26 protein-coding genes are annotated in these 26952 nt (G+C 63.6%); 11 read left to right on the forward strand and 15 right to left on the reverse strand.

Features of this window, described 5'->3' with window-relative positions:
• Positions 1–29: 29 nt before the first annotated feature.
• From ACSMXN_RS16095 to mraZ, 4 genes are all read right to left on the reverse strand, one after another.
• Positions 30–1772, reverse strand: coding sequence for a peptidoglycan D,D-transpeptidase FtsI family protein (locus ACSMXN_RS16095; RefSeq protein WP_022912765.1), 1743 nt, complete (start codon positions 1770–1772; stop codon positions 30–32).
• A gap of 290 nt (positions 1773–2062) precedes the next feature.
• The gene (locus ACSMXN_RS16100) at positions 2063–2869 is read right to left on the reverse strand and encodes a hypothetical protein (RefSeq protein ID WP_022912764.1); all 807 of its coding nucleotides are present in this window, start codon (positions 2867–2869) and stop codon (positions 2063–2065) included.
• Complete coding sequence (gene rsmH / locus ACSMXN_RS16105; RefSeq protein WP_035943587.1) at positions 2866–3858, reverse strand: 16S rRNA (cytosine(1402)-N(4))-methyltransferase RsmH; 993 nt, start codon at positions 3856–3858, stop codon at positions 2866–2868. The genes ACSMXN_RS16100 and rsmH overlap by 4 nt, the downstream gene beginning before the upstream one ends.
• A gap of 234 nt (positions 3859–4092) precedes the next feature.
• Positions 4093–4521, reverse strand: coding sequence for a division/cell wall cluster transcriptional repressor MraZ (gene mraZ, locus ACSMXN_RS16110; protein ID WP_022912762.1), 429 nt, complete (start codon positions 4519–4521; stop codon positions 4093–4095).
• Positions 4522–5075: 554 nt separating this feature from the next.
• Here mraZ and ACSMXN_RS16115 point away from each other — a divergent pair.
• Genes ACSMXN_RS16115 through ACSMXN_RS16125 form a run of 3 tightly spaced genes read left to right on the forward strand, consistent with a single transcriptional unit; the run spans position 5076 to position 9779 of the window.
• A complete protein-coding gene (locus ACSMXN_RS16115) occupies positions 5076–6041 on the forward strand; it encodes an AAA family ATPase (RefSeq protein ID WP_051148846.1) in 966 nt (321 codons plus the stop codon).
• A 7-nt stretch (positions 6042–6048) separates the two neighbouring features.
• Positions 6049–7395 carry a DUF58 domain-containing protein gene (locus ACSMXN_RS16120; protein WP_022912759.1) on the forward strand — a complete coding sequence of 449 codons (1347 nt, stop codon included), beginning with the start codon at positions 6049–6051 and terminating at the stop codon, positions 7393–7395.
• Positions 7392–9779 carry a DUF3488 and transglutaminase-like domain-containing protein gene (locus ACSMXN_RS16125; RefSeq protein WP_155958318.1) on the forward strand — a complete coding sequence of 796 codons (2388 nt, stop codon included), beginning with the start codon at positions 7392–7394 and terminating at the stop codon, positions 9777–9779. The genes ACSMXN_RS16120 and ACSMXN_RS16125 overlap by 4 nt, the downstream gene beginning before the upstream one ends.
• 200 nt (positions 9780–9979) lie before the next feature.
• Here ACSMXN_RS16125 and ACSMXN_RS16130 read toward each other — a convergent pair whose 3' ends face one another.
• From ACSMXN_RS16130 to ACSMXN_RS16170, 9 genes are all read right to left on the reverse strand, one after another.
• Positions 9980–10366 (reverse strand): DUF3040 domain-containing protein, encoded by a 387-nt coding sequence (locus tag ACSMXN_RS16130; protein WP_022912757.1) that lies wholly within the window; start codon positions 10364–10366, stop codon positions 9980–9982.
• A gap of 153 nt (positions 10367–10519) precedes the next feature.
• Positions 10520–11851, reverse strand: coding sequence for a DNA polymerase IV (gene dinB, locus ACSMXN_RS16135; protein WP_022912756.1), 1332 nt, complete (start codon positions 11849–11851; stop codon positions 10520–10522).
• Between the two features lie 12 nt (positions 11852–11863).
• Positions 11864–12619 (reverse strand): class I SAM-dependent methyltransferase, encoded by a 756-nt coding sequence (locus ACSMXN_RS16140; protein ID WP_196811232.1) that lies wholly within the window; start codon positions 12617–12619, stop codon positions 11864–11866.
• A gap of 29 nt (positions 12620–12648) precedes the next feature.
• Positions 12649–13050, reverse strand: coding sequence for an SAV_6107 family HEPN domain-containing protein (locus ACSMXN_RS16145; protein WP_022912754.1), 402 nt, complete (start codon positions 13048–13050; stop codon positions 12649–12651).
• 119 nt (positions 13051–13169) lie between these two features.
• The gene (gene cobA, locus ACSMXN_RS16150) at positions 13170–14360 is read right to left on the reverse strand and encodes a uroporphyrinogen-III C-methyltransferase (RefSeq protein ID WP_027139312.1); all 1191 of its coding nucleotides are present in this window, start codon (positions 14358–14360) and stop codon (positions 13170–13172) included.
• A gap of 106 nt (positions 14361–14466) precedes the next feature.
• The gene (locus ACSMXN_RS16155; RefSeq protein ID WP_022912752.1) at positions 14467–15711 is read right to left on the reverse strand and encodes a GTP-binding protein; all 1245 of its coding nucleotides are present in this window, start codon (positions 15709–15711) and stop codon (positions 14467–14469) included.
• Entirely contained in the window at positions 15711–16637 is a 927-nt protein-coding gene (gene cysD / locus ACSMXN_RS16160; protein WP_022912751.1) for a sulfate adenylyltransferase subunit CysD, read from the reverse strand. Before cysD ends, ACSMXN_RS16155 begins: the two co-directional genes overlap by 1 nt.
• On the reverse strand, positions 16634–17218 hold the full coding sequence (cysC, locus tag ACSMXN_RS16165; RefSeq protein WP_022912750.1) for an adenylyl-sulfate kinase: 585 nt from the start codon (positions 17216–17218) through the stop codon (positions 16634–16636). Before cysC ends, cysD begins: the two co-directional genes overlap by 4 nt.
• A gap of 90 nt (positions 17219–17308) precedes the next feature.
• Entirely contained in the window at positions 17309–17386 is a 78-nt protein-coding gene (locus tag ACSMXN_RS16170; RefSeq protein WP_455407780.1) for a putative leader peptide, read from the reverse strand.
• Positions 17387–17504: 118 nt separating this feature from the next.
• On the opposite strand from ACSMXN_RS16170, the gene ACSMXN_RS16175 reads away from it, so the two are divergent.
• From ACSMXN_RS16175 to ACSMXN_RS16190, 4 genes are all read left to right on the forward strand, one after another.
• Positions 17505–18836, forward strand: coding sequence for an LppM family (lipo)protein (locus ACSMXN_RS16175; RefSeq protein WP_022912749.1), 1332 nt, complete (start codon positions 17505–17507; stop codon positions 18834–18836).
• Positions 18837–18890: 54 nt separating this feature from the next.
• On the forward strand, positions 18891–18986 hold the full coding sequence (locus tag ACSMXN_RS16180) for a putative leader peptide (RefSeq protein ID WP_022912748.1): 96 nt from the start codon (positions 18891–18893) through the stop codon (positions 18984–18986).
• A gap of 85 nt (positions 18987–19071) precedes the next feature.
• On the forward strand, positions 19072–20736 hold the full coding sequence (locus tag ACSMXN_RS16185) for a nitrite/sulfite reductase (RefSeq protein WP_022912747.1): 1665 nt from the start codon (positions 19072–19074) through the stop codon (positions 20734–20736).
• Positions 20737–20949: 213 nt separating this feature from the next.
• Complete coding sequence (locus tag ACSMXN_RS16190; protein ID WP_022912746.1) at positions 20950–21654, forward strand: phosphoadenylyl-sulfate reductase; 705 nt, start codon at positions 20950–20952, stop codon at positions 21652–21654.
• Between the two features lie 69 nt (positions 21655–21723).
• Here ACSMXN_RS16190 and ACSMXN_RS16195 read toward each other — a convergent pair whose 3' ends face one another.
• The gene (locus ACSMXN_RS16195) at positions 21724–22986 is read right to left on the reverse strand and encodes a hypothetical protein (RefSeq protein WP_022912745.1); all 1263 of its coding nucleotides are present in this window, start codon (positions 22984–22986) and stop codon (positions 21724–21726) included.
• 74 nt (positions 22987–23060) lie between these two features.
• Here ACSMXN_RS16195 and ACSMXN_RS16200 point away from each other — a divergent pair, with 74 nt between their 5' ends.
• From ACSMXN_RS16200 to ACSMXN_RS16210, 3 genes are all read left to right on the forward strand, one after another.
• Positions 23061–23528 carry a YbaK/EbsC family protein gene (locus ACSMXN_RS16200; RefSeq protein WP_027139310.1) on the forward strand — a complete coding sequence of 156 codons (468 nt, stop codon included), beginning with the start codon at positions 23061–23063 and terminating at the stop codon, positions 23526–23528.
• Between the two features lie 50 nt (positions 23529–23578).
• The gene (locus ACSMXN_RS16205) at positions 23579–24076 is read left to right on the forward strand and encodes a hypothetical protein (RefSeq protein ID WP_022912743.1); all 498 of its coding nucleotides are present in this window, start codon (positions 23579–23581) and stop codon (positions 24074–24076) included.
• Between the two features lie 126 nt (positions 24077–24202).
• Positions 24203–24799 (forward strand): GNAT family N-acetyltransferase, encoded by a 597-nt coding sequence (locus tag ACSMXN_RS16210; protein WP_022912742.1) that lies wholly within the window; start codon positions 24203–24205, stop codon positions 24797–24799.
• Positions 24800–24872: 73 nt separating this feature from the next.
• Here the strand turns inward: ACSMXN_RS16210 and metF are convergent, their stop codons facing one another.
• Positions 24873–25760, reverse strand: coding sequence for a methylenetetrahydrofolate reductase [NAD(P)H] (gene metF / locus ACSMXN_RS16215; RefSeq protein WP_022912741.1), 888 nt, complete (start codon positions 25758–25760; stop codon positions 24873–24875).
• A 24-nt stretch (positions 25761–25784) separates the two neighbouring features.
• Here metF and ACSMXN_RS16220 point away from each other — a divergent pair, with 24 nt between their 5' ends.
• A complete protein-coding gene (locus ACSMXN_RS16220; RefSeq protein ID WP_155958317.1) occupies positions 25785–26951 on the forward strand; it encodes a polyprenyl synthetase family protein in 1167 nt (388 codons plus the stop codon).
• Position 26952: the final 1 nt, after the last annotated feature.

Below are 26952 nucleotides of genomic sequence, written 5' to 3' on the forward strand. Positions count from 1 at the left end.
TTCGCGCAGCAGTCGACATCTGAGCAAGCCTACGGAAGGGTCAGCGGAACGAGTTTGGACTGTGAGCCCGATGGCGGGATCTTTGCTGCGGCCAGCTCGTAGGCGGCAATGTGATGGAAGAGCGGTGCGGCAACATCGCCGCCCTCGAGTCCGTGCGCAGGGTTGTCGATCATGATGGAAACCACGAATTGTGGGTTGTCCGCAGGCGCCATGCCCGCAAAGGTGTCCCAGTAAACCGAGTCCGAATAGCCGCCGGTCTTGGGATCGGGTTGCTGAGCAGTGCCCGTCTTGCCCGCTATGCGGTAGCCCGCCACCGCCGCCTTCGTGCCGGTGCCGCCCTGAAGGGTCACCGATTCGAGCATCGTACGGACGGCGAGTGCGGTACTGGGAGACACCACATCCACCGGGGTCGGTTGCGCCGTGGTCGTCACGGTCCCGTCAGCCTTCGTTACCGACTGGACTATCCGCGGCGCAATACGCTGCCCACCATTAGCGATTGTCTGATACATCGAGGCAAGTTGCAGCGAGGTCATCGCGACCCCCTGTCCGATGGGCAGGTTCGCGAAAGTCGAGGGCGACCAAGTCTTGATGTCCGGAAGGATCCCAGCACTCTCACCAGGCAGTTCGACCCCGGTCTGCTGGCCCAATCCGAACTTCTGGAGATAGCTGTCGAACAGCTGTGGGCCGACCTTCTGGGCGATCTCGAGAGTTCCGACGTTCGAGGATTCCGCCAGCACGCCGGTAGCGGTGAAGTTCTGAACGGGGTGCCACCAGGCGTCGTGAACCGTGACCCCACCGGTGTCGATGCTGTCGGGCACCGACAGGACGGTGGTCGGTGTGATGACGTGGTGTTCGATCGCGGCCGACATCGTGACGATCTTGTTCGCCGAACCAGGTTCGAAGACCTGCTGGACGTTGGGGTCCAAAGATGCGCCGGCTGAGATCGTCGAAGGATCTTGGGGATTGAATGTGCCCGTGGAGGCGAGCGCTCTGACTTGGCCACTCTTGACGTCGAGGACCGCCACCTGACCGTCTCTTGCGCCCGATTGTCTGACCGCGTCGTCGAGCAGCTTCTGAACGGTGTACTGCAGGTCTTGATCGATCGTGAGTTGCACCGTGCCGCCGTCTAGTGCGTTCTTGCGATTGATTACCCCGGCGGGATTGATGTTCCCGTTAGCGTCGAGGGCATAGCTGACCGAGCCGTCAACACCTTTGAGGATCGAGTCATAGCTCTGTTCGATGCCTGCCGCCCCAGTACCGTCGGACTGCACCAAACCGACGACATTGCCAGCCGTGGTGCCGCCTGGGTACAGCCGCTGCATCGTGGCTTGGCTGAAGATGCCCGCCAACGGCTCGCCGCGAAGGGTCAGATCCTCCACCTGCTTCGCAGTGGCCGGTGACAGCGCCGTTCCGAGGAGTGCATAGTGCGACTTGCCCGAAATCAGGGTGAGGACGGTACCTACCGGACGCTTTACCAACGGCGCAAGCATCATCGCGTACTGCTGGCGGTCACCGGCGAGAATCATCGTCGGATCAGCCACGATGTCCTTGGCGTCGGCCGTGTATGCGAGCGGCACTCCGTTGCGATCCACGATCGATCCTCGGGCGGCATGCAAGGTGACGTCACTCAGGCTGTTTCGCGATGCGGCGAGGGTGTAGCTGCTGCCGTCGACCGCCTGCAGCCAGACCAGGCGCCCGAAGACCACCGCCAGGAGCACCGCCACAACGGCGATCGTCGTTCGCAGCCGTCGGATGGACCGGCCCAGGCGCATCGTGCGGTTCCGCCGGATCGGTTTGCGTTGGGCCGGCTTTCGCTGGATCGGCCTGCGCTGGACCGGCACACGTTGTTCCGGCTTACGCGCGGCCGACCTACGGGGGGCCGCGCGGCCGGGCTGCTGCGGGTTTTGGGACTGGGCAGCGCGCTGACCGGGCGTTGTCGGCCCAGGCCTGCCTGCTTGACTGCGCTGAGGTCGTGGTTGCTGCGGGCGGCGTGTGTTGGGCGTGGGTGGCAAGTCATGTCGCGAACTGCCCGGGCGCCGCGTCGGTTCGTCCGGTGGCCGCCTCACTGGTGGCCTACCGACTGCGTAGCCGTGGGATGAACCGGCGGCCGACTAGTGGCTGGCGTCACGGGAGGTCTAGCGACAGACTTCGTGGCGCTCGGCAGTACCGACCTCGTCACTGTCACCGTGACCGCGGTGGCCACCTTCGGAGTCTTTTTTGGGGGCTTGCTGGGCACGGCCGCTGACGGCTTGGGCGCGGTCTTGCTGGCTGAAGGCGCCGGTTTCGGCGGGGCCGTAGCTGGCACCGGGGAACCCAGCACCGTGACCGAGCCGTTCGCGCCCAATTTCAGGAAAGCCGGATTCTGGTTCGGTACGAGGCCAAGCGCGATTGCGGCGGCGGCGAGCGCGCCGGGAGCCTGCTTGGCCGCGAGGTCACGTATCAGTTGCTGCTCATTGTCGGACAGGTTGGCGTTGGCATCGGTAAGGCCACGTTGTTGGACCTCGAGGGCAGCGGAGGCCGTATTGAGGGCCAACAGCGCGCAGAGTCCGGCAATGAACATCAGTCCCAACACGACCGGTAGCGCTAGACGCCGCTTGTCGGCCTTGGCTTGGACACCTGCCGTGCCCGGACGTGGCTGGGCACGTGCTGGTGCCGGTCGCAGCTGGGTACGTGCTTGTGGGGCAGGACGAGGTTGTGGGGCAGGACGTGCTTGTGGGGCAGGACGTGACTGTGGGGCAGGACGTGACTGGGCACCTAACGGATCGCCGGGTTGGCCCGCTCTCGCGCCTGCTCGGTAGGTCGTTGGCGCGTCCGCCCACGGGTCATCGTCGCCAAGCGCCTGGTCGCGCGCCCTGTGTGCCTCGTTCACGCGGCCTCCTTTACTCGTTCTGCCGCGCGGAGCCGAACCGATGCGGCTCGCGGATTTGCTGCTATCTCCTCTTTGGTCGCGGTCTCCGCGCCCCGAGTCAGCAGCCGAATTTCGGCACCTGCGTCATCGAGAGGCACCGGCAACCCCGCGGGCGTTCGATCGGTGGCCAACGCGGCAAGCGCCCGCTTCACGATCCGGTCCTCCAGCGATTGATAAGAAAGCACCACGAGGCGGCCGCCGACTCCGAGGGACTTCAAGGCGGCCGGGATCGCCTGGGCGACCGCATTCAGTTCACCGTTGACCTCGATACGCAACGCCTGAAAGGTGCGTTTCGCGGGGTGTCCGCCAGTTCTGCGGGTAGCCGCAGGAATCGCATCACGAACCAATTCAGCCAGTACCGCCGTCGATTCAATCGGCGCGTTCGCGCGCTGGCGCCCGATCGACTGTGCGATGCGTAATGCGAACCGCTCCTCGCCGTACTCGCGCAGAACCCGGGCAAGTTGGGAGACGGGATAGCTGTTGACCACTTCGTACGCGGTCAGCGACTCGGTCGGATCCATGCGCATGTCCAACGGAGCGTCCTGGGCATAGGAAAAACCGCGCTCGGCAAGGTCGAGTTGCATGGACGAGACACCGAGATCGAACAACGCTGCCTGGATCGGACCCACGTCGAGTCTGACCAGCACCTCGGGTAGTTCGTCGTACACGGCGTGGATCAGGTGCGTGCGATCAGCAAAGGGTGCAAGGCGGGCGCCACTTCGCCGGAGGGCTTCTGGGTCCCGATCCAGACCGATGATCCGAAGGTGGGGATGCGCCGACAACAACGCCTCACTGTGCCCGCCAAGCCCGAGCGTCGCATCAACGAGGACAGCGTTTGGAGCTTCGAGTGCAGGCCCCAGAAGCTGCATGACCCGGTCGAGCAAGACGGGCACGTGCCGGGCATCGCCGGAACCGGCAATGTCCGGGGCCGGGTCCTCCGGTTCGCCCATGCTGCCTACTCCTGATCCGGTGTGCCGTTCGTGGATGCGTTGGTCTGGCGTCTTGCTCCGAATGCCCTGCCGTCGATTAGGTAATCCATGGCTGCTGACCGCCTCGATCGACGTTCGCTCCAATTGGTCCCCGCCCGCCCGCTCCGTGCGGCTGCCTGGCACCGGGGAAGTGCGCCAGGAAACGTCACAGCTGAGCGGGAGGAGGCCGACCGGAGCGACCACACTCGATCGATGTCAGAGCAAGCCGGGAAGCACCTCCTCGGCGTCCGCAAAGGACTGCTCGGTACCGTCCAGATAGGTCTGCCACGCTGCGGAGTCCCAGACTTCGACACGGCTGTTGGCGCCGATGACGACACAGTCCTTCGAGAGTCCCGCGTATTCGCGGAGAGAGGCCGGCACGGTGATCCGGCCCTGTGAGTCCGGCACCTCGTGGGAGGCGCTGGCGAAGAAGACGCGGCTGAAATCACGGACGCTGCGTTGGGTCACCGGAGCTTCGCGCAACAGCCCCGTTATCCGGGTGAATTCCGTCATCGGAAAAACGAACAGGCAACGTTCTTGGCCTTTGGTGATCACCAAGCCGCCCTCCATCTCCGTCCGGAATTTAGCGGGCAGCGCGAGGCGGCCCTTGTCGTCCAGCCGCGGCGTGTGCGTTCCGAGGAACATCACCCACCCCCGTTCGTCGACCGGATGCCTCTATTAACTCACACGCTCCCCACTTCGACCCACCATACCCCACCATTCACCACCGTCAATTCAAATCGAGGCCAAAAGTTCGCCTGAGCGGCCTAGTTCCGGGCTTGCGATGGGTGGGGAATGGCACCGTTGCGCGCCGATGCGGGCTGGCCCGAGGCCGTCGACGGCCAGTCAGTGCCGCGGGGTTGTGTTGCTCGTCGGCGCCTGTGACCCAGTCGCTGGGAACCGAACGAGCCCGCGCTGCGTATGACCCATCAAGTGAACGGCTATGAGTCCAGTTGCTCGCGCGTCACCACACCAGTCGCGAGCTCTCCGAGCCAACTCGGCACAGATGGGCTACACATGAAGAGAACTCGACTTATCGCAACTTCTCGACAACGCTGGAGTATGGAACGGGCAGGGTGCCGCTTCCAGGACAACAACAGGACGGACGACCCGAAGTGACTCACTCAGCCTCGTTTCCACCGGTGGCAGATAGTGCCGGGGCAGAGGCCACCTCGCCGGACGCCTTCTCGAGCGGCTCACTGCCTCGCATACCGATCGCCGACATCGGGCCGGCTGCGATGCGGATCGCGAACAACATCGAAAAGGCGATAGCTGGAAAACACGACGTCATCCGCTTGGGTGTAACGGTGTTGCTGGCCGAGGGTCATCTACTGATCGAAGATGTCCCAGGGGTCGGTAAGACCACCTTCGCCAAGGCGCTCGCCCGTTCCATCGACTGCACGGTCCGGCGGATCCAATTCACACCTGATCTGTTGCCCTCTGATGTGACCGGGGTGAGCATCTTCAACTCCGAGACGACGGAGTTCGAATTCAAGCCGGGCCCAGTCTTCGCCAACATCCTCCTCGGTGACGAGATCAACCGAGCCTCCCCCAAAACACAGGCGGCGCTGCTGGAATGCATGGCCGAGCGGCAGGTGACGGTCGACGGCGTTCGCTACGAGTTGCAGGCTCCGTTCCTTGTGCTCGCTACCCAGAATCCCGTCGAGATGGAGGGTACCTACGCGCTGCCGGAGGCGCAGCGGGACCGATTCACGGCCAAGATCTCGCTGGGCTATCCCGACCGCAGAGCCGAAATAGCGATGTTGAGCGACCAGACCACATCGGATCCGATCGAGGAGTTGAAGGCCGTCTCCGACGCGGCGACTGTTCGCGGACTCATCGAGGCGGTTCGTTCGGTACACGTCGCGGAGGGCGTGAAGGACTACGTTGTCTCCTTGGCCGAGGGCACCCGCGCGCATGCCGAGATCAGGCTCGGCGCCTCACCTCGGGCTTCGCTGCACCTCTTGCGCACCGCCAAAGCTGCCGCAGCGATTGCCGGACGTGACTTCGTACTCCCCGATGACGTGCAGCAGTTGGCGTTGCCGGTACTTGCGCACCGGATCATTCTGATGCCGACGACAACCGTGGCCGGACGGAGCCCAGAAGACTTGATCGCCGAAGTGGTCTCCAAAACCGCTATCCCAACAGCGGCACAAGCAGGCTAGGTCTCCAATGGCCCTTGGGAGATCCCGGTCCGCCGACGGTGGTGAGATCGTCACCCGCAAAACGCAATCTGACCCGAACGGAACACCGCGGGTCACACTGTCTGGCCGCGGTCGGACCTTCGTCGCTGTCGGGGCCATCTCGACCATCACTGGGCTCATTCTCGGCGTCACGGACCTGGAGCGCGTCGGAGTGCTGCTGTTGGTGCTTCCGATTCCGGCGCTTCTGGCAGTGCGGCAATCGCGCTCCGGGTTGCGTATCGGGCACTCGGTTCGACCAACGCGGGCCGAGGCAGGCGGCCGGGCCGAAGTTCGCCTCGTCCTCGGAAATCCCAATACGTTCGCCACCGGACCGTTGCGAATAACCGAATCAGTACCAGGTGGCCGTCCGCTGCGGTTCAGTGTCTCTGGTATCAAAGGTCGCCAACGGCGCACTGTCGCCTACCCGTTGCCAGCTCTCAAGCGAGGCCGATACATCATCGGGCCAACCGCTGTAACGGCCAGCGATCCGTTCGGCCTTGCGGTAGCCGACAGCCGATCCGCCGACACTGCGCAACTCATCGTGCAGCCCAGCCGTCAACAGCTGGCACCGGTGACCCTTCCGTTGGCCTGGCGCGACGGGGGTTCTAGTACGAGTCATTCGGTCGGCTCTGGCGGCTCGGACGATGCATCTGTTCGCGAATACCGTTACGGAGACGATCTGCGAAAAGTCCATTGGCGCAGCACCGCGCGATCGGGCGCCATCATGGTCCGGCAAGAGGAACGTCCGTGGCATGGCCAAACACTCGTATTGCTCGATACCCGGGTCGGTGCGTACCCGATCAGCGAGTCGGCCGATTACGCGCATCCCGAGTCAGCGAGCTTCGAATGGGCCGTGAGCGCGGCTGCGAGTATCGCCTGCCATCTGGTCGAGCGCGGGCGACGGGTAGTCCTGGTGAACGGGTCGGGTCGGGTCGCCCATAATGACAGCCAGACCATGCTCGACCTGCTGGCAATTACCCAACCTGCTCTGCGTTCAGACGCCTCGCCGCTTGCCGACGCGCTGAATCAGCTTGGCCGGGACGCTTCGGTCTTTGCGGTCTTGTCTGTCAGCAATCAAGGTTCGTTGGGCGAGCTCGCACTACGCCCTAGGGCGCCTGGGTCGGCCGTCGCAGTCCTCATCAGGCCTTGGACCTTCCCCACTGTCGGAACGGCGCTTGCCGAACAGTCCGAGGCCATCGAGCTCGAAGGCCAGTGGCAGGCTGCGGCCGAAGCGCTGCGAGCCAGCGGGTGGCGGGTAGTCGCAGCAAGCTACGGGGACGAGTTGCCGGCACTTTGGCCCGAGCTGCTGGCTTCGGCGAACGGTATCCGGCGATGAGTGCGCCAGTACGGAGCAAGATGCCGCCCGCGCCGGGCATGCCGCCGGCCCCACCACCAGCAGCCGGGGACAAACAGCAACCGCGTCCGGTATCCAACGCGTTGGCCGAGCATCAAGTCGTCGCGGCAGCGACGGCGGTGGTCGCTGGCGGAGCGCTGCTCACGATGTTGCCGTTGAAATCGGTCTTCACCGACTGGGCGTGGCTTGTCGCCAGCGTCGGCTGCATCCTGCCCTACCTTGCAGTCCAACTTGCGTTCCGCCTTCAAGGGCCGCCGCGTTGGTGGCACGTTGTGTTGGGTCTGTTCGCTTCGGCGTTGGCTCTGGCCTGGGTTTTCATTCCACAGCACTTGTTCCTCGGAATACTGCCGACGACGACGTCCCTCTCTGACATCAGCAAGCTGCTGCAGGACGCGCATCAGACGATGCAGGCTGAGCATGCACCCGTGCACTCCACCCCCGCGTTACGACTTCTCACGGCGGGCGCGACCGTGCTTTTGGTCGCGCTTACGGACGTGCTCTGCATTCTGCTTCGACGTCCGCTGCTAGCGGCGGCACCGCTGCTGGAGGTGCTCGCCGTTGCGTCGGCAACGTCGTCTCAGGCTGCGAACCCGGTGATCTTCGCGTGCGCCGCGATCGGCTTCCTCCTCATCCTGCTTGCGGGAACGCGCCTTCAGGACCGCAGCTGGGGACCATCAGTGGACGGGTCGGCGGGCCGGCTGGGCGGCGCCCGCCGGATGGCGGTCATCGGCATCGCGGTCGCGCTGGTCGTACCGGTGGTGCTGCCATCGGTCTCGGTGAACCTATTGGCGCGCGCGACCCATCACGGCGGTTCTGGAACCAACGCAGCCAGCGGTCAACGAGTGGTGCTGAACAGCGCGGCGAGTTTGAGCGGATCGTTGAAGATCGGGACTCCGGTCAATCTCTTCTCTGTGCAGGTAGCACCGAACGACAAACCCTTCTACCTCCGCCAGCTCGTGCTTGATCAGTTCACCGATTCGGGCTGGGTCCAGTCTTCGTCCAGTGGCAGCTCGCAGGTTCCGGTCTCCGACGATGCGTTTCCGATTGAGCCGGCCGCGACGCTGGGTGAATTGAACAGCGGTCAGGTCTCGCAAATCACGGCTGATATCAAGATATTGCGGCTCGGCGGCAACGCGCTGCCTTTGCTGGCCAATCCCGCAGAGTTGCAGACCAGTGGCGGCGGTGTGTGGAACCCCGAGACCGCGACGATCACGTCGGCTCGATTGCGCACGAACTCGACGTATGTCGAGCAGGCCGAACAGCCGAACCCTTCCGAGGACGAACTGCGGGGCGCACCCGACTTCGTTCGCGGTGCAAGTCCAACTCTGGACAAACGCTATCTGGACCTGCCTGCGCTACCCGCCTCGATCACCAATCTGGCTCGCAGCCTTACGCAGTCACAAGCCACGGCCTACGACAAGGCCCGCGCGGTCTCCGACTATTTCACCAACCCGAAGAACGGCTTTGTTTACTCGCTCGACACTGCACCCAGCGACGGCCGCTCGGCGCTGGAGACATTCTTGGAAAAGAAGCGCGGATTCTGCCAGCAGTACGCGGCGGCGGCAGCCGTTCTGATGCGCGTGGCAGGCTTGCCGACCCGGGTCGTACTCGGTTACACACACCAGGCGCCCGACACGTCCGGACAATTCACGGTGACTACCGCCGATGCGCACGCGTGGGTCGAGGTGTACTTCAGCGGGATCGGCTGGGTTCCTTTCGACCCGACGCCGCTGAGCGGTGCAGACGCCGGTCGGGTAAGCCCGCTTGTCTACGCACCGCACGGATCGACCCCGACCACGAGCGGCGCGCCCGCCGCGTCGTCGAGCGATGCAAAACCAAAAGTCGATAACCCGTCAGGCGCGGCCGCGCAGGGTGTCCAGGCAGGGTCCCAGCCGTCCTCGACTGCGGCTCACTGGGGTACGGCGCTCGCCATTGTGGCACTGCTAGTAGTGCTCGGCTTGTTGCTTGCCGGCCCCCACCTGCTGCGGTTGAGGCAGCGCCGACGTCGCCTCCGGCGAGCGAGATCAAGTGGAAGTCTGGAGCCGCTCTGGCAAGAGCTCGCGGCTACAGCCACAGATCGCGGGTCCCTGTGGCCTGACACTGTCACGGTGAGACAGGTGCCCAACTGGCTGGCCCAGCACGGTGTGGACGACCGCGGGACGGCGGTCTTGGCATCAGTAGCGGCGGAGGTGGAACGCGAACGGTTCAGCGTGCACGGGGCGGGCCGAACGGTCTCAGACGATTCGATAGCGGGTCTGGATGCGACGCTGCGTCGATGGTCGCGCCGCGCAGAGCGACGGCAGCGGCTGCTGAACTGGTGGTTACCCAGATCGGTGCTCGGGCGCGGCGAGAACGAGCGCCGGTAGCAAGCTGACAGCGATTTGATCGGTCCCAGTACTTCCAGCTTCTTCTGCTCGAGTCGGTGCGAACATCCGGTGGTGTGCCAAAACCGACCGAACTGCTCTGAGAACGCAACGTGCCCCGGCTATCTGGAGATAGCGGGGCACAGCGTGAGCGGTCCCATTGGCTGACTAGGCCAGGGCCGGCCGAGTCAGCCAAGAACGAGTCAGTTGTCGTCGAAGCGACGACGCATGCGATCTTCCATTTTATTGCGCAGACCATTTGGCTTCGAACCTGGCCGCGAATCGTTCGGCCGCCCGGACATTGAAATCGGGCCTGTCTGCTTCGGGCCTCGCAGGGCACCGACGGCAGCAACGCACGAACCGACGATTAGTACGAAGCCGACGACCGCAAGCGGGATCACGATCTTGACGAGCCCGACTAGGACTAGTGCAAGTCCCAAAATGACGCCAACGACGGCCAGTGCCAACATGGACCGCGTTCGATTTCGGGGGCGCGCAGAACGCACCGACGAAGCAAACTTCGGATCCTCGGCATAAAGAGCTTGCTCAATCTGCTCGAGCAAGCGCTGCTCATGCTCGGAGAGCGGCACAATGCCCTCCTATCCCTGTCGCACCTCAGTGTCCCGTGCCTTCGCGGCGGATTGCGGTGTGGTGGTGCGTCCCACTCCGCGACTCCTGTGTCGAGCATACGAGGCGAATTGTCAGTGCGAAAGTTATGTCTACGGATTGCGCGACGTTAGGGGCTATTTGTTATCTCCGCGAGGCGCGGAGGTGGTCGTTTGGGACGATTCCGAACCCATTCCGCTCGACACAGCCCGGTTGGCGTGGTCGAGATCGGGACGCGTCTTGAGCAATGAGGCTGGGCGCACCGTCGCATCACCGAAACGAGCGGCAAGCGCGTCAACGGCGCGATCCGTCGCCGCATCGCTGGCTACGTTCGTTCTGCTGTTTTTTCCGTCGAGGTCGAGTGCCAGTTGAGTGGCCGCACCAGCCGGCAGTAGATTCTCGACCTTGACGCCGACCAGTCGGACCCGCGGCTGATCTAGATTGAGTGCACGGTATAGGTCAAGGCTGGCAGCGTAAATGACCGAACTGGAGTCCGTCGGCTCAGCCAACGTGCGCACCCGTGTCAGCGTTGCGAAGTCCGCAAATCGGATCTTTATCCCCACCGTTCGTGCCGTGCGGCCCAACGTTCTCAGGCGCTCGCTGACTTCTCCGGCGCCGCGCAGGAGCTCCCGGCTCACCTCTTGTTCGGTGAGCAGGTCGTGCAGCATCGTCCGATCCGTCGAAATCGACTTCTCAGCCTCTCGGGGGCTGACCACTCGATCGTCACGGCCATTCGCCAACGCGTACAGATGCGCTGCCGTGGCCGCTCCCAAAGCCCTGCGCAGCGTTTCGAGCGGCGTGTCGGCAAGTTCGCCGACTGATCGGATGCCGAGCCTTCGTAAAGGCTCGGCCGTTGCCTGACCGACGCCCCACAGGGCCGTGACCGGCAGTGGATGCAGAAAGTCGAGGAGACCGGCCTTGCTGACTACTCGCAGGCCGTCCGGTTTGCAGCTGCCCGAGGCAAGTTTTGCCACTGATTTGATCGACGCTATTCCCACAGAGCAGGTGAGCTCCTGCTCTGTGAAGACACGACGCCTGATCTGGCGCGCAATGTCCGCGGGGCGTCCAAACAGGCCGACTGCGCCAGAAACGTCCAGAAAGGCCTCGTCGAGTGATAGCGGTTCGACGAGCGGCGTGAACTCAGAAAATATCTTCATGATCGCCGCAGATGCCTCTGAGTACGCTCCCCTGCTCGGCGAGATGACAACGGCTTTGGGGCACAGCCGCAGAGCCTGACCCATCGACATGGCGCTGCGCACCCCATAGCGACGGGCCTCATATGAGGCCGCAGCGACGACGCCGCGGCCCTCAGCTCCGCCGACGAGCACGGGCAGACCTCGAAGTTCCGGCCTCGCACGTATCTCGACGCTGGCGAAGAAAGCGTCCATATCCGCATGCAGTACGTAGCAGCCGTCGTCGTCGCCGTCCATCTCACCGGACGAGCGAGGTAGGTCGGCGCTGCGTCCCATCGAAGCGACTGCCTACTGCGAGATCTCGGTGACGGGCCGGTTCGATACTGGCCGTCTAGCAACAATGTGCAACCGTGCCGCGATATCTCTGTACGGCGCGAGTCCCGAGGCTGCAGCTTCGAGCTCAGCCAGGGCCGTCATAGCACCTGGACGCTCCAGCTCAATGCCGGGAACGATCTCGGAAAACACACCCACACCGTCGACCTGTTCGATCGCCAGGCCAGCGGCCTCGCACAGCCCCTGCAGCGATGACAACGAAAACTGACTCTCAGATGACTTGTGCAGCGCCGTCAGCGCACCGTCGACGTCGCCGGAAAGCGCACGCCCCAGCACGACCGCGACCGGGTTCGCGACGACGATGCTCACCACCCCGCCTGGCCGGATCGCGGCGACAATCTCAGCCATCGCCGCCGGCAGGCTGGCAACACTGCCCAAGACCTCGTGTGCCAGCACTACGTCGAAAGTTGCTCGAGCCAGTAGGTCGCTCAGTGCCTCGACATCGCCCTGGACCGCCATCACCCGGTCCGACACACCGGCCTCACTAGCCCGCCGGACCAGCGTGCCCAGCGCGTCGATGCTCACATCGACCACGGTCACTTCGGCCCCCGCCTGGGCGAGCGGCACCGCCAGGCTGCCTGAACCGCCGCCGCAGTCGAGCAGTCGGACTGGCGCCGCAGCCTCGTGCTCAGAGAGCAGTCGTCGGAGCGTCGACCACAGCTGCGGCGATTGACCACGCGGTGTCTCTGAAGCAGACGAGAAAGTTCCCACGTCGTCAAACACTAGCGGCGTACTGACCGTCAACTGGCAACCCCGAGCGGCAGCGCGCCGACCATCCGTTCGACGATGGCTATGAATTCACCAGCTGCGCGCAGTAGATCGTCGGCATCGCGCTCGTTGATCATGCTCTCCGAACCTGCTTCTATCGCGGCGCGACGCCTGGCACTGTCGGCAAAATAGGCCGACCACTCCGAAAGCTCGGGCGCGAGACCGTCCAGTAGCACCCATGCACTCGTTGGCCGGCGCCGTACGGCGGTCGCTGGCCGAGCGCGAAGGGCAAGCACTGCAGCCGCGGCGCGCAACGCAGCGACATGTGCGGCCCGATACTTCTCGGCGGCTCGAGGTTCCATCACAGCCTCAGCCCACGTCGTCTTCGCCTGGGACAGCAAAACAGTCACACTGGCTGGGATCGGGCTGAACATCGCTGCACCTCTCTCCGTAAATCGAACGTCTGTTCGAGCTTAGCAGCCGCGCACAGAAGTTCAAACGGCCTCGTCCTGGTGAAGATAGGCGACGGCTACGACATCACAGCCAACTGCGGCTAGATGCCGAGGGCGGCCACGGCGCCGATGACCACGACTGTTGGTGCCTTGATGCCACCAACCCGCATCGCTTCTGGGAGCGCCCGAAGCGTCGCGCGCACAATTTTCTGCTCCGGCATGGTCGCCTTGTAGATGGCGGCAGCGGGCGTGTCGCCAGGGCGACCGTGAGTGATCAGCTCCGCGACGATTCCATCAATGGTGTCGACCCCCATGAGCAGCACCAGGGTTGCCGGACCGACTGCGAGCTCGGGCCAGTTCCAGCCAGCCTCGGCCCGACCGGGATCGCGGTGACCGGACACCACCGCGAAATCGGCCGCGAGGCCGCGATGGGTCACCGGAATCCCAGCCGCGGCCGGCGCGGCGATCGCGGACGTGATGCCGGGAACCACCTGCACCGGAACGCCGGCAGCGACGCATGCGGCGTATTCCTCTCCGCCGCGGCCGAACACGAACGGATCGCCGCCCTTGAGGCGAGCGACGCGTTTGCCCGCCAGAGCGCGCTCCACGATGACCTTGTTTATCTCGTCCTGGGTGAGGTTGTGCCGGTGTGCAGACTTACCGCAGTCGATGATTTCCACCCGGCCATCAAGGCGGTCCAGCAATGCTCGCGGCGCCAACCGGTCGGTCACCACCACGTCGGCTTCGAACAGCAGCCTTCGGCCGCGGACCGTAATGAGTTCCGGGTCGCCCGGACCGCCACCGATGAGACTCACGGTGCCCGATTCGGCCGGACGGTTCGGACGCGTTTGTAGGCCGCCGGCATCTACAGCAGCCGCGATCAGGTTCCGCAATTCGATCGCCCGGCGCGGATCGTCGCCGGCATTGACCGCGATCGTCAGGTCTCCGGTGGAGTAGATAGCGGGGACTCGGGCGCTCCCGCCGGCTGCCAGATCGGCTCGCACGCAGAAGATTCGGCGCCGCTCGGCCTCCGAAGCCACGGCTTCGTTGACCGAGGGGATGTCCGTCGCTGCTACGACCAACCACGCGTCGTCGAGGTCGCTGGACACAAAGCCGCGTTCGACGATGCGCGGGGCAGATTGCCGGAGCTCCAGTCCAACCTCCGGCGCGATGATCTCAACAGCTGCGCCGGCATCCATCAGGGTACGAGCGCGCCGACTGGCCACCTGACCGCCGCCGACGACGACCACCCGCCTGCCCGTGAGATCCAGAAGCAGAGGTAAACCGGTCACCCCAGCAGTGTCGCGCACGTGTGGGGCGGACGTGGCAACCGGTCACCCGCCATGGCGATTCTCGCCGCGCCGGATCGGAATCGTCTCAGACCACCCACCCGACGACTCACCGAACGAGACCGGCGGCGACCGTAGCGCCACTGGCCTCGTCGACAAGTAGAAATGACCCGGTCGATCGATTCAGAGCATACGGATCCGCCACGATCGGCTCAGCGAGTCTGATCCGGACGGTCCCGATGTCGTTGAGCGTCAACTCCGTCGCAGCGATCGGCGTCACGGTGGCGACATCGAGCTTGGACTCGACGGCATCGACGATCGCGCGGACATCGCGGGTCGTGTGACGAAGTTGATACCGGTCTGCCGCCTTCAACGGTCGGTCGGTCAACCAACACACGGTCGCATGCAATTCGCGGGTAACCATCGGAGCAGGATCGCCATCGACGACAATCAAATCTCCGCGCGCGATGTCGATGTCATCAGTCAGGCGAACCGTGACCGAGCGGCCAGCGGCCGCCTCGGCGAGTTGACCGGTTGGCGTGTCAATCCCGGCGACGACTGAAACGCGTCCCGAGGGCAACACTTGAACCTTGTCACCAGTGTGGAGCACGCCGGCCTCAACCCGACCTGCATAACCGCGGTAGTCCGGATACTCAGTGCTACGCGGGCGAAGCACGACCTGAACGGGAAAACGGGCCGGCAGCGCGGCATCAACGGCCGGCTCCACCGTCTCGAGAAACTCCAGCAAGGCCTTTCCGCCGTACCAGGGCATCCGCTCGGACTTGGAGACGATGTTTGCGCCGCTCAGGGCAGCTACCGGGATAGGCGTGAAGTGATGCACGTCCAGGCTCGTCGCCGCCTTCGAAAAATCCGAGACGATGCCGTCAAAGACGCTTTCGGAGAAATCCACGAGGTCCATCTTGTTGACCGCGAGAACGATCTCCGCAACCCGCAGCAAGGAGGTGACCGCCAGATGCCGTTTCGTCTGTTCAACCACGCCCGAACGAGCATCGACGAGAATCACGGCAACGTCCGCGGTGGACGCACCGGTCACCGTATTCCGCGTGTATTGAACGTGTCCCGGGGTATCGGCGAGGATGAAGGTCCGGTGCGCCGTCGCAAAGTAGCGGTAGGCAACATCGATGGTGATGCCTTGCTCGCGCTCAGCACGCAATCCGTCGACCAGAAGGGCCAAGTCCGTGCCCTCGTAACCTCGGCGTTCTGATGCTGCCTCGACCGCCGTCATCTGATCAGCGAGAACAGCCTTTGCATCGTGGAGCAAACGGCCCACGAGGGTCGACTTACCGTCGTCAACAGAGCCGGCGGTAACAACCCGCAGTAAGCCACCTGGCATTAGAAATAACCCTGCCGTTTCCGGTCTTCCATCGCGGCCTCGCTGGCCCGGTCATCGGCGCGGGTTGCGCCTCGTTCGGAGATGGTGCTCGCTGCGGTCTCGGCGATCACGTCGGCGACCCCCGCAGCGCGCGAGGCCACGGCGCCTGTACAGGTGGCGTCGCCGACAGTTCGGTATCGCACTGTTTCTCTGCGAACCGATTCTCCTTCGCGCGGCGGCGTGAACTCGGTTATGGCGAGCAACATTCCGTCGCGCTCGACAACGTCGCGCTCGTGGGCGTAGTAAATGCTGGGAACCTCGATACCCTCTCGCTCGATGTAAGCCCAGATATCGAGTTCAGTCCAGTTCGACAGCGGAAAAACCCGAACGTGCTCACCGGGACGGTGCCTGCCGTTGTACAGGTCCCAAAGCTCGGGACGCTGATTGCGTGGATCCCATTGGCCAAAGTCATCGCGTACCGAGAACACGCGTTCCTTTGCTCGCGCCTTCTCTTCATCGCGCCGAGCGCCTCCGAGGACGGCATCGAATTTGTTCGCAGCGATGCCGTCCAGAAGCGGCACCGTTTGCAGCGGATTGCGGATCTGCCCCGGCGTCTCGGTAATCCGACCTGAATCGATCGCGTCCTGAACGCTTGCGACGATGAGCTTGACACCCCACTCCTCCACCTTGCGGTCGCGATATTCGATGACCTCGGCGAAGTTGTGCCCCGTATCGACATGCATCAGAGCGAATGGCAGCCGGGACGGCCAGAATGCCTTCATCGCCAGATGAGCCATAACAATCGAATCCTTGCCACCAGAAAACAACAGCACTGGCCGCTCGAATTGACCGAAGACCTCGCGGATGATGTGGATTGCCTCGTCCTCGAGATCAGTGAGCCAACCACGCTCCAACGAATCCGAGGATGTGGGCAGAACTGCAGTCATAGCAGGTCCTCCTTGTCCAACAGGGCGATCAATTCGTCCACTGCGCCGTCGACCGTGCGGTCTGCGGTGTCAATGACGAGCTCCGGACTCGTGGGTGGCTCGTACTCACCATCAATGCCGGTCAAACCGTCGAGATTCCCGGCCCGCTGCTTTGCATAGAGACCCTTCACGTCGCGCTCGGCACAGATCTCGACCGAAGTCGCCACGTGAATCTCAAAAAATGGAGCACCCGAACTCTCGTGCCGTGACCGCACAGCCTCTCGCGCGGCCGCGAACGGCGAGACCACGGAGGCGAGGGTCAGTACCCCGTTTCGAGCGAGAAGCTCCGCGACCCAGCCGATCCGCGCGACATTCGCGTCCCGGTCGTCCCGGGAGTAACCGAGCTCAGGCGACAGGACCGGCCGCACTGCGTCGCCGTCGAGGATCTCTACCGCGCGCCCTGATTCACGAAGTCGCACCGCCAATGCGGTCGCCAGGGTTGTCTTACCGGCGCTCGGGAGACCGGTGAACCACAGGGTGGCTCCAGTCGTACGGGTACTGGTTGGGCGGATCATCGGTAGGCAGGTCCAGATCTTCGACATGATCGCGGCGCATGGCTTCCCGCGTTCATTCGCGAGCCGCCCACGCAGCTGGGGTCTTTGGGGCGAGCGGCTTGCTAGCCGGGGGCGCCGTCAGAGCATTCGACACGCCGCGCTGACGACGCGCTGCAGATCTACATGCAGGCGAGCGACCAACGGGACCGAGAACATGTATCAAGTGTCGCACAAGCTAACCCTTTGTCTCAAAGAGACGATGATCTCGATACCAGGAACCATCCGACGGCCTTTGAAGGGTGCGCGAGCGCCTCGGCTAGGAGAGGATCACAGCATGTCTCGTTCCCCACGGTTCGCTCCGCACGCGCTGCCTCTCCGTCGGGTCGCGGTTCTGAGCGTTCTGGCCATCTCTGCCTTGCTGCTCACGGGCTGCGTCGATATTGAGTTGAAGGCCACAGTGAGCTCGGACAACACCGTTTCGGGGACCACCAGGATCGGTATCTCGAAGTCGATCGCGTCACTTGCCGGGGGCAGCGACGGACTCCTGCAGCAGCTCAAGAGCGATGACCCGTGCGAATTCGGCAGCGCGAAGACGACCGAAAAGGACTACGACGACGGTACCTACATTGGGGTCGAGTGCAGTTTTTCGAAGATGACGCTCGCGGACTTCAATTCGGGCAACTCCTCCGATGGGTCATCCGGGCCGAAATTGGAGCGAGTCGGCAGCAATTTCCAGCTCAGCGGCACTTTCGATCTCAGTGATGTCGCGAGTTCAGCGAGTGGCTCGCTCGGATCCGCCCCTAGCGGATCGCCAGGCGGCACGTCCGCTGCGCCAAGTCCGACCGCGCTTCCCTCTGGAGTGCCCTCGGATCTGTCGAGTCTGCTCCCCTCCGGCTTCCCCTCCGACCTATCGAGCTTGCTTCCGTCCGGACTGCCTTCGGATCTGTCGAGTCTGCTCCCCTCCGGCTTCCCCTCCGACCTATCGAGCTTGCTTCCGTCCGGGTTGCCTTCGGACCTCGCGAGTTTGATCCCATCGGATCTAGCAAGTGCGCTGCCCGGAGCCTCCAGCCTGCCGAGCCTTGACCCGAAGTCACTACTGAGCAGCGCGAAGGTGTCCTTCTCATTCACATTTCCCGGCAAGGTGACTTCAAGCGCCGGAACGATTTCCGGTAACACTGTGACGTTCACGCCGAACTCCGAAGGCAAGATCGACTTCAAGACCGTCGCAGCAGCAGACGGGAGCAATACCCACGACTCCCTTGGCACTGGCGTCTGGCTCGTCGTTGTGCTGATCCTGCTTGCCCTCGCCGCGCTCGTGGTCCTTCTCCTGCGGCGTCGTGGCCGCCGCCAGCCGCCGCAAGGACCGAACCAACTCGTCGGCCAAGCGGTCGGGCCGCCCGGCTACGGCCAGGCCGACCAATACGGTCAGCCCCAATACGGCCAGCCCCAATACGGCCAGCCCCAAGACGGCCAGCCCCAATACGGCCAGCCTCCGACCCCAGGTTTCGGACCGATCTACGGCCCCGATGGGACTCCAACCGCCGAGCCCTATCTCGGCCAGAGCTACCCGCCGCCCTCACCCACACCGAATCCACAGAATCCGCAAAATCCGCAAAAACCGACCCAGAAGTACCCCGAGCCGCCATATCCCGATTCGCCCCGCTGAGTTTCATGGCCGACGCTCCCCGTTCACTGGTTGGGCGCTTTCGACTCCGAGGTGATGGTGTGGAACCATGAGTTCGTGCGCCCGGCCCGAAAAGTTCTGACGTCGCGCCGCCACATCGATCTGCTTCGGGTGGCCGGCGCCGCCTGTTGAGCGCTCCGATCACCACCAATTGGTATTTGAGCGACATTTCGGCCGAGGCTTCGGTCGACGCAGCTATTGAAGGGATCGACCGCGCATGGCAGCGGGAAAAGGACAGGGCCAGTGGAAGCTCGGATATCGCGAGCCACTGAACCCTAACGAGCGCAGCAAGCGCGACAATGACGGTCTACTGGTCAAGCAGCGGATCATCGACATCTACCAGCACACGGGATTCGACGGCATAGATCCTGGCGATCTGCGCGGCCGCTTTCGGTGGTTCGGGCTGTACACCCAACGCGCCGCGGGCATCCCTGGTGGCCGGACCGCGGTGCTGGAACCGGAAGAGCTCGAAGACAAGTACTTCATGCTGCGTATCCGCATCGACGGGGGTCAGCTGACCACTGCTCAGCTGCAGGTCATCGGAGAGATCTCCACGACTTACGGCCGGGATGTCGCCGATATCACCGACCGCCAGAACGTCCAGCTGCACTGGATCAGAGTTGAAGACGTTCCGACGATTTGGAACATGCTCGAGGCAGTGGGCCTGGATACGACCGAAGCCTGCGGTGATACGCCGAGAGTGATGCTCGGTTGCCCGCTCGAGGACGTCGCAGCCGACCACATCATCGATGGCGGTCCTGCGCTTCGAGAAACCGCTGCGCGTTACGTCGGCGATCCCGCCTTTTCAAACCTGCCTCGCAAGTTCAAGACGTCCATCTCAGGTTGCAAGCAGCACTGCACCAATCACGAGATCAACGATGTCTCGTTCGTCGGCGTCGTCGGACCCGACGGCGAGCCAGGATTCGACCTGTGGGTGGGTGGCGGCCTCTCCACCAATCCCATCTTCGCGAAACGCGTGGGCGTCTTCGTACGACCAGATGAAGTGACCGAGGTCTGGGGCGGCGTCTGCTCGATTTTCCGCGACTACGGCTACCGGCGTTCGCGAAACCATGCGCGGATCAAGTTCCTGATGGCCGATTGGGGCCCGGAGAAGTTTCGCGAGGTCCTCGAGCAGGAGTACCTCGGCCGCGCCCTCCCCGATGGCCCGGCACCGGACAACTCGCCGGCGCATCGCGACCACATCGGATTCATCACGCAGCGTGACGGTCAGACGGCAGTCGGAACCACCACGAAATCCGGTCGGACGAGCGGCACCGTGCTCAGCCGGGTCGCCGAGCTGGCCGCGGAGTACGGCACGGCTGGCGGACGAATCAGAACGACCGCGCAGCAAGGCCTTGTGGTTCTGGATGTCACACCCGCTCGCGCTGAGGAACTGGCAGACGAGCTGGAGTTGCTAGGCCTTTCCGCTCGACCGTCCAAGTTTCACCGCGGCACAATCGCGTGCACGGGAATCGAGTTCTGCAAGCTCGCCATCGTCGAAACGAAGGGGCGAGCTGAGGTCATTCGCGGTGAACTCGAAAAACGCCTCCCGGACTTCGACACACCCATCACGATCAACGTGAACGGATGCCCGAACTCCTGCGCGCGATTCCAAGTGGCCGATATCGGCTTCAAGGGCATAGTGCAGAAGGTCAAACAAGACGACGGCACCTTCATCGATGCTGAGGCATTCCAGATTCATCTTGGCGGTCAGCTCGGTTCCGAGGCTGCATTTGGTCGGAAGTTTCGCGGTCTGAAGGTCGCTGCCGAGGATGCCCCCGACTACGCCGAACGAATTCTGCGGGGTTATCTCGAACGTCGCGTCGAAGACGAGTCCTTCGCCGCATACGTGACTCGCGCAGATGAGGACTGGCTGCTGTAGTGATGCTTGGCGGACCAGGCGGAATGGCCGAGAGGGAATGACTGAGCGCGCAGCGCCGTTCCATTGTCCGTACTGTGCGGACGAGAATATTCGTCCATTCAGTGAAACGCATGGACAATGGCGGTGCGGAGCTTGTCAGCGTGTCTTTTCGCTGAAATATCTGGGCATGGCGCCGGACTGGACGAGCGAACCGCAGACAGGAGAGCAGCAACGATGACCGTCGCCGTTGAAGAGCGCGCAGATCTACGAGCTTTGGTCGCGCGAGATGCGGTTCGGCTCGAGGGTGCGTCGGCGGTTGAGATCCTTCAATGGGCCCAAAGCACGTTGGGCGATGACTGGTGCGTCACGTCCTCCATGGCTGACGCTGTGCTTCCGCACATAGCCTCCCAAGTTCGGCCCGGCGTCGATATCCTCTTTCTCGATACGGGTTACCACTTCGCCGAGACCATCGGCATGCGAGACGCGGTTTCTGCAGTACTGCCGGTTTCGGTAAGGACGATCCTGCCACTGAAGTCCGTTGCCGAGCAGGATTCCGAGTTCGGGCCGAAGTTGCACGATCGAGACCCGAATCTGTGTTGCGCAATGCGAAAAGTCGAGCCGCTCGAGCGAGCCCTCGGCCCATATCGCGCTTGGGCGTCCGGCCTTAGACGTGCAGATTCAGCTTCCCGCGCGAACGCCCCGGTCATCGAGTGGGACGCGAAGCGAGAAATGGTCAAGCTGAATCCCATCGCGACTTGGTCGGACGCACAGGTTGACCGCTATGTCGCCGAGAACGGCATCCTGGTGAACCCGCTGCTCTCTGACGGTTACGGGTCGATCGGCTGTGCGCCCTGCACCCGGCGCCTGCTGCCCGGCGAGGACTCGCGAGCGGGGCGATGGGCGGGTACTAACAAGACCGAGTGCGGCCTGCACGGCTGACCGGGCATCATTCACCCAGCTCAAAAAGCGACCCAGCTCAAAAGCGACCCCGCTCAAAAGCGACCCTGCTCAAAAGCGGATACGGCGCCGCATCAACCAGATCAGACCCCGGATGGCTGACAGAACGAGCAGCGCGGCCACCGCCAATGAGACGACAAGTATCAGACGGTTCCTGGCGTTGTGTTTGGCAGCCGCTGGCTCGATCGCTGAACGCGTAGGGCCTGCCGAGGCTGCGGGATTGGCCCCGGCCGACGGATTGTCTGGGCTACCGGCCGAAGTACCTATCACAGCAAATGACGGAATCCGAATCGAATAGACCGCGCTACCGGCCTGCTCGCTGTCGATGATCAGATTGCCCGACTGAACTGCGACACCCTCGCCCAACGGCTGGGCGGGTAGCGCAATCCGAACTGGCGGTCTGCTCAGAGCGGCGCCGATGTTGCCACCGCGCACCGGCCACAGGTACGCGTCGGTGTAGGTGCGCACCACAAGGATGCTGCCGTCCGGCGACATCGAAGCGCCGGTGGCAGTGAGTTCGCCAACCAGATTCGGGCCTCCCGGTGTTCCGGTGAGGGAGAACTGAATGCTGCCCACCCGTTGAAGCGTCGCAACAGCGACCGAGTCGGCACGCGGTGGAGCTTCATATACGACGGTCTGACCAAACAATGATTTCGTAAAGATGTAGAGGCGATGCGTGTTCGGGTCCACGACGAGGGCCTCCGAATTGTGCGGCCCATCCGGATACCGAAGCCGCCAAACCTCCGGTCTGGCGGTCACGAGATCACGTGCTGGGCCGTCCGAAGCGAGCGCAGGCTCGTCGACTCGATAGACGGCTATGTCGGCGCGGTTCTCGTCATTGTCACCGATGTCGGCCAGCCACACTGAGGGTGTGCCTGCAGAGTCGCGGGCAACGGCCAGATCCTCCCAGTCGATATTCGTCGCGTCGGGCACGGTGCAGACGGCGACTGTGCGGCCGGTTTTCGAATCCAGCGCGAAGAAGCGCGCGCTGTCGCCACTGTCGTTCTGCAGATATAGGACTTCGGGCGACCTGATCCCGACCGCCAGGCCGCTGGCCTCGTCAATCCGCGGATCCGCTAGGTCGAAGAGTTTGGTGACCGCCGGCTTGCTCGGCCGAGGACTACCCGAGCTTGACGTCAGATTGGCGTGCATCTGTTCGGGGGAACTGGGCGCCGCCCATGCGGCATCCCCGGCAGCTGAAAAGAGCACTGCCAAAATCGCTGAGATTCCGACCAAAATCCTGCCCACGCAGGTACGCAAGGACGCCGCGGCTAACAGCGTCGCCGGGTGGTTGGTCGTCGGCCGCGCGCGCATCGATCAAAACTACTGTGCGCACCACCGCAAAGACCGCCCGGATACCCGATCGCTAGGCTTTCCCCGTGACCGATCTGCATCCCAACTGCGTGCTGGTCAACAACATTCTGGCGACCGCAGGTGTCCCAGGCAGAGTGCGGATCCTCACCGAGGCAGCACCCACTGCAGCGGCAGCGGCAGGCCTCATCGGTTGTGACGTGGGGGCGATCGCAAACTCGCTGATCTTCACTACCGCCGAAGGTGCGCCGTTGCTCGTGCTCACCAGCGGTGCACACCGCGTTGACACCGACAAAGTCGCGGCGCTCGTCGGGACAGCCGCTCTGAGCCGCGCCAAGCCCGAGTTCGTCCGCAGGGTCACTGGGCAAGTGATCGGGGGTGTTTCACCGATCGGACACCCGGCGCCGATCCGGACGCTGATCGACCTCGATCTCGCCCAATATGCCGAGCTCTGGGCGGCTGGCGGCATCGCACATTCGATCTTTCCGATCAGCTATGACGACCTACGGGTCATCACCTCCGCCGAGCCGGCTGTCGTCGCATGAAGATTGGCTAATCGCCCACGAACGCGAGCCTCGGCTGAAAGAATTCGACCATGCCAGGGACGCCACCCGGCGTACCGACTGCATCGTCGATCGCGCCGACAGACACGACTGACAGAGCCAGTGGCGTCAACAGCGGGCGAGCTCGTCTTTCGCTCCTGGTCGGTGTTTGTCTCATCCTGCTTCTCGGCGCCGGCGGCGCCGTGGCCCGCAAGGATGCGGCAGCAAAACACGCTCGATTGCGGGCGATCTGCGAGAGTGCTGCCGTTGCGGTTGCGAACTCCGTCCCCTCGATCGCCGACGTTCATGGGTCATCGAACGGCAGTTCAGCAACCTCCGACCAACTCACCCGCGCGATCGACGCGTACCTCGACAACTCAACAGCCGCGGTTCGCCCGCGGATGACCGGCCGTTTCTCCGCCGGCGGAACCAGCCTGATGCTCACCTGCCGCCAACACGTCCCCATCAGGTTCTGGGGTCGTGTGACGAAGTCCTACCTAGTGGAGCAGACCGCTTCGGCCAGCGCCCCGTTTGCCGTCCGAGAAGGCTGAACGCCACCAAAGCCGGGAGGAGCGGTCAGGAGAGCCTGCTTATCGACCAGGGCCGCCTAAGGAAATGTGGTCTGGCAGACGTTATCGCCTCCTGTGCGATTTCTGGTTGAGCGCTAATCTGCAGTCGTGACCCAAGACACGGAAGCGGCACGGTTCGTCATCATCGACGTGCCGCCTGCCGACCTGCCGGCGAAAGTCGACGAGGCAATGGCCATTTACGTCGCCGCCATGGGTTACCTGCCAGCCACCGGTAAGCAACGAGCCGCACACGCCCTCAAGCACTCGACGTATTCGTCATTTCGGTTCCGCGCGGCGGTCAACGGACATGGCCGCCTGATCGGTTTCGGTTATGGCTACACGAGCGTGCCCGGACAGTGGTGGCACGACCTGGTTCGTAAAGCCATCGGTAAACAGGGCGCCAGCTGGCTCGACAATGCCTTTGAATTATCCGAATTACACGTTTCTCCCGCCAGTCAGGGCATGGGCGCAGGCGAACGAATCCTGAATTCGCTGTCGGATGGGCTGCCGCATCGGACGATGGTGCTCTCGACGCCCGAAGGCGAGAACCGTGCCTGGCGGCTGTACCGTCGAGTGGGTTTTGTCGACCTGGCACGCAATCATCTGTTTCCCGGCGACCATCGGCCCTTCGGCGTCTTGGGCGCAACGCTGCCGCTTGCGGGACGGGCGGCGAGCGAGGATCCGCTCGACCTTGGCCTGCGCTGAGCGCATCCGTCCGTCAGCAAAGCGTTTCGGGCAGGTACGGCCTGATACTGGCTCAGCGAAGGTTGGTATTGGCTCAGCGAACCAGCGTTGAGCCTGTCAGATTCGCCCAAACCTCGCGCGTGGCCTTCGATCGGTTCAACGTGTAAAAGTGGATGCCGGGAACGCCCTCGTCCAACAGCCGCTGCGCCAACCGCGAGGTCTCCTCGATGCCAAGAGCCCGTACAGCGTTCGGGTCATCGGCAATCGCGGCGAACCGGGCGCCCAACTTCGTCGGGAAGGGCGCACCGGTGAACTGCTCTGAGCGCGCGATGATGCCCATATTCGTGACCGGCATCAGACCGGCCAGAATCGGGACGGCGCTGCCCGCTGCGCTCACCCGGTCCCTCATCCGCAGGTACGCCTCGATGTCGAAGAACATCTGCGTTATCGCGTAGTCAGCGCCGGCCCGACACTTTTCGACGAACCAAGCGGTGTCCTCTTCGCTAGACCGAGACCGGGGGTGTTTGTACGGGAACGCGGCCACGCCCACTGTGAAATCACCGTGCGCGCGGACAAGAGCCACCAGGTCGGCCGCGTAACTCAGGCCCTCAGGGTGTGCGACCCAGTCCCCCAACGGGTCACCCGGCGGGTCTCCCCGTAGCGCGAGCACGTTCGAGATGCCGGCATCGGCAAGGCGTCCCACGATAGAGCGCAATTCGGCGACCGAATGGTTTACCGCCGTCAGGTGAGCGACTGGTAGCAGAGTCGTATCGCTGCCGATGCCCTCAGTTATCTGAATCGTGTGATCGCGGGTGGCTCCGCCCGCGCCGTAGGTCACTGACACGAAATCTGGACGAAGCTGCTCGAGTTCACGGATCGTCGTCCAGAGCAGTCGTTCCTCGGCCTCCGATTTCGGAGGGAAGAACTCGAACGAGAATGTGGGCTTACCCGCCGCGAAGGCGTCCCGAACCGAACGTGCCATGGCGCAAGCGTAGTGTCCGCTGTCGTGGCAGTGCCCGACCGTACCTCTGAAGATGGGCTGCCAGGCGCGTCGTGGCTCGTTTCAAGGTTCAACTCCGAGCTCGAGAGCTTCCTGGACGAACACGCCAAACTGCTCGTTGGTCTGCACCCTGATCTCGGCCTGCTGGCCGACGCAAGCCGAGCGTCGGTGATGTTCGGTGGTAAGAGGCTGCGTCCTACTTTTGTGTACTGGGGCTGGCGCACCGGCCAGGAACCGGACGCAGCGGGCGAAACGGCGTTGATCAGGGCGGCGGCAAGTCTTGAACTGCTACATGCCTGCGCACTCGTCCACGACGATGTGCTCGATTCGTCGGACACTCGTCGAGGTCAGCCTGCTGCCCACATCCGCTTCGCCCGCGAACACTGCCGTCAGAAATGGCCGGGGCAGTCGGCTGCGTTCGGCACAGCGGGGGCCATTCTGCTCGGCGATCTTCTGCTGTCTTGGGCGGAGGAGATGTTCACCGCCGCAATCTCCGAACTTCCCACGGACCGTTCGGCCCCGGCAATCCGGCAGTTCGACCTGATGCGCACCGAGGTCGTGGGGGGCCAGTTTCTCGATGTCCTCGCGCAGACCCGAGGCGCGTTCGATCCTGTCGAGGCGTTGCGCGTCATCGAATTCAAGACAAGCAAGTACACGATTCAACGGCCTCTGCTACTCGGTGCAGCTGCCGCAGGAGCGAGTCAGCAATTATTGGATGTACTCGCCGGCTACGGCCGGGCGCTGGGAGAAGCTTTTCAGCTCAGGGACGACCTGCTAGGTGTCTTTGGAGACCCCTCACAGACCGGCAAACCCGCCGGTGACGATCTGCGCGAGGGAAAGCGGACGCTTTTGGTCGCACTAGCGGTGCGAGCGGCAAGCGACGAGCAGCGCGCGCAACTGCTCGCCGGAGTCGGGAACCCCGACCTGGACGCCGCTGGAGTCGCGTCCTTGCAGACGATTCTCATAGCGACCGGCGCGCGGCGTGCTGTTGAAGATCGGATAACCGACCAAGCCCGGCGGGCCGAAAACGTGCTCAGCTCCTTGACGCCCGATCAGGTCACCGATGCGGATGAGTTCAACTACGCGGCGGGATCCGGGGCCGGACGGATAAGTACGGCTGCCCTCACTGCGCTGCTTGACCTTGCGCACGCCGCCGCGCATCGCACCTTCTGAT

The organism is Parajatrophihabitans canadensis (genome assembly GCF_053764775.1).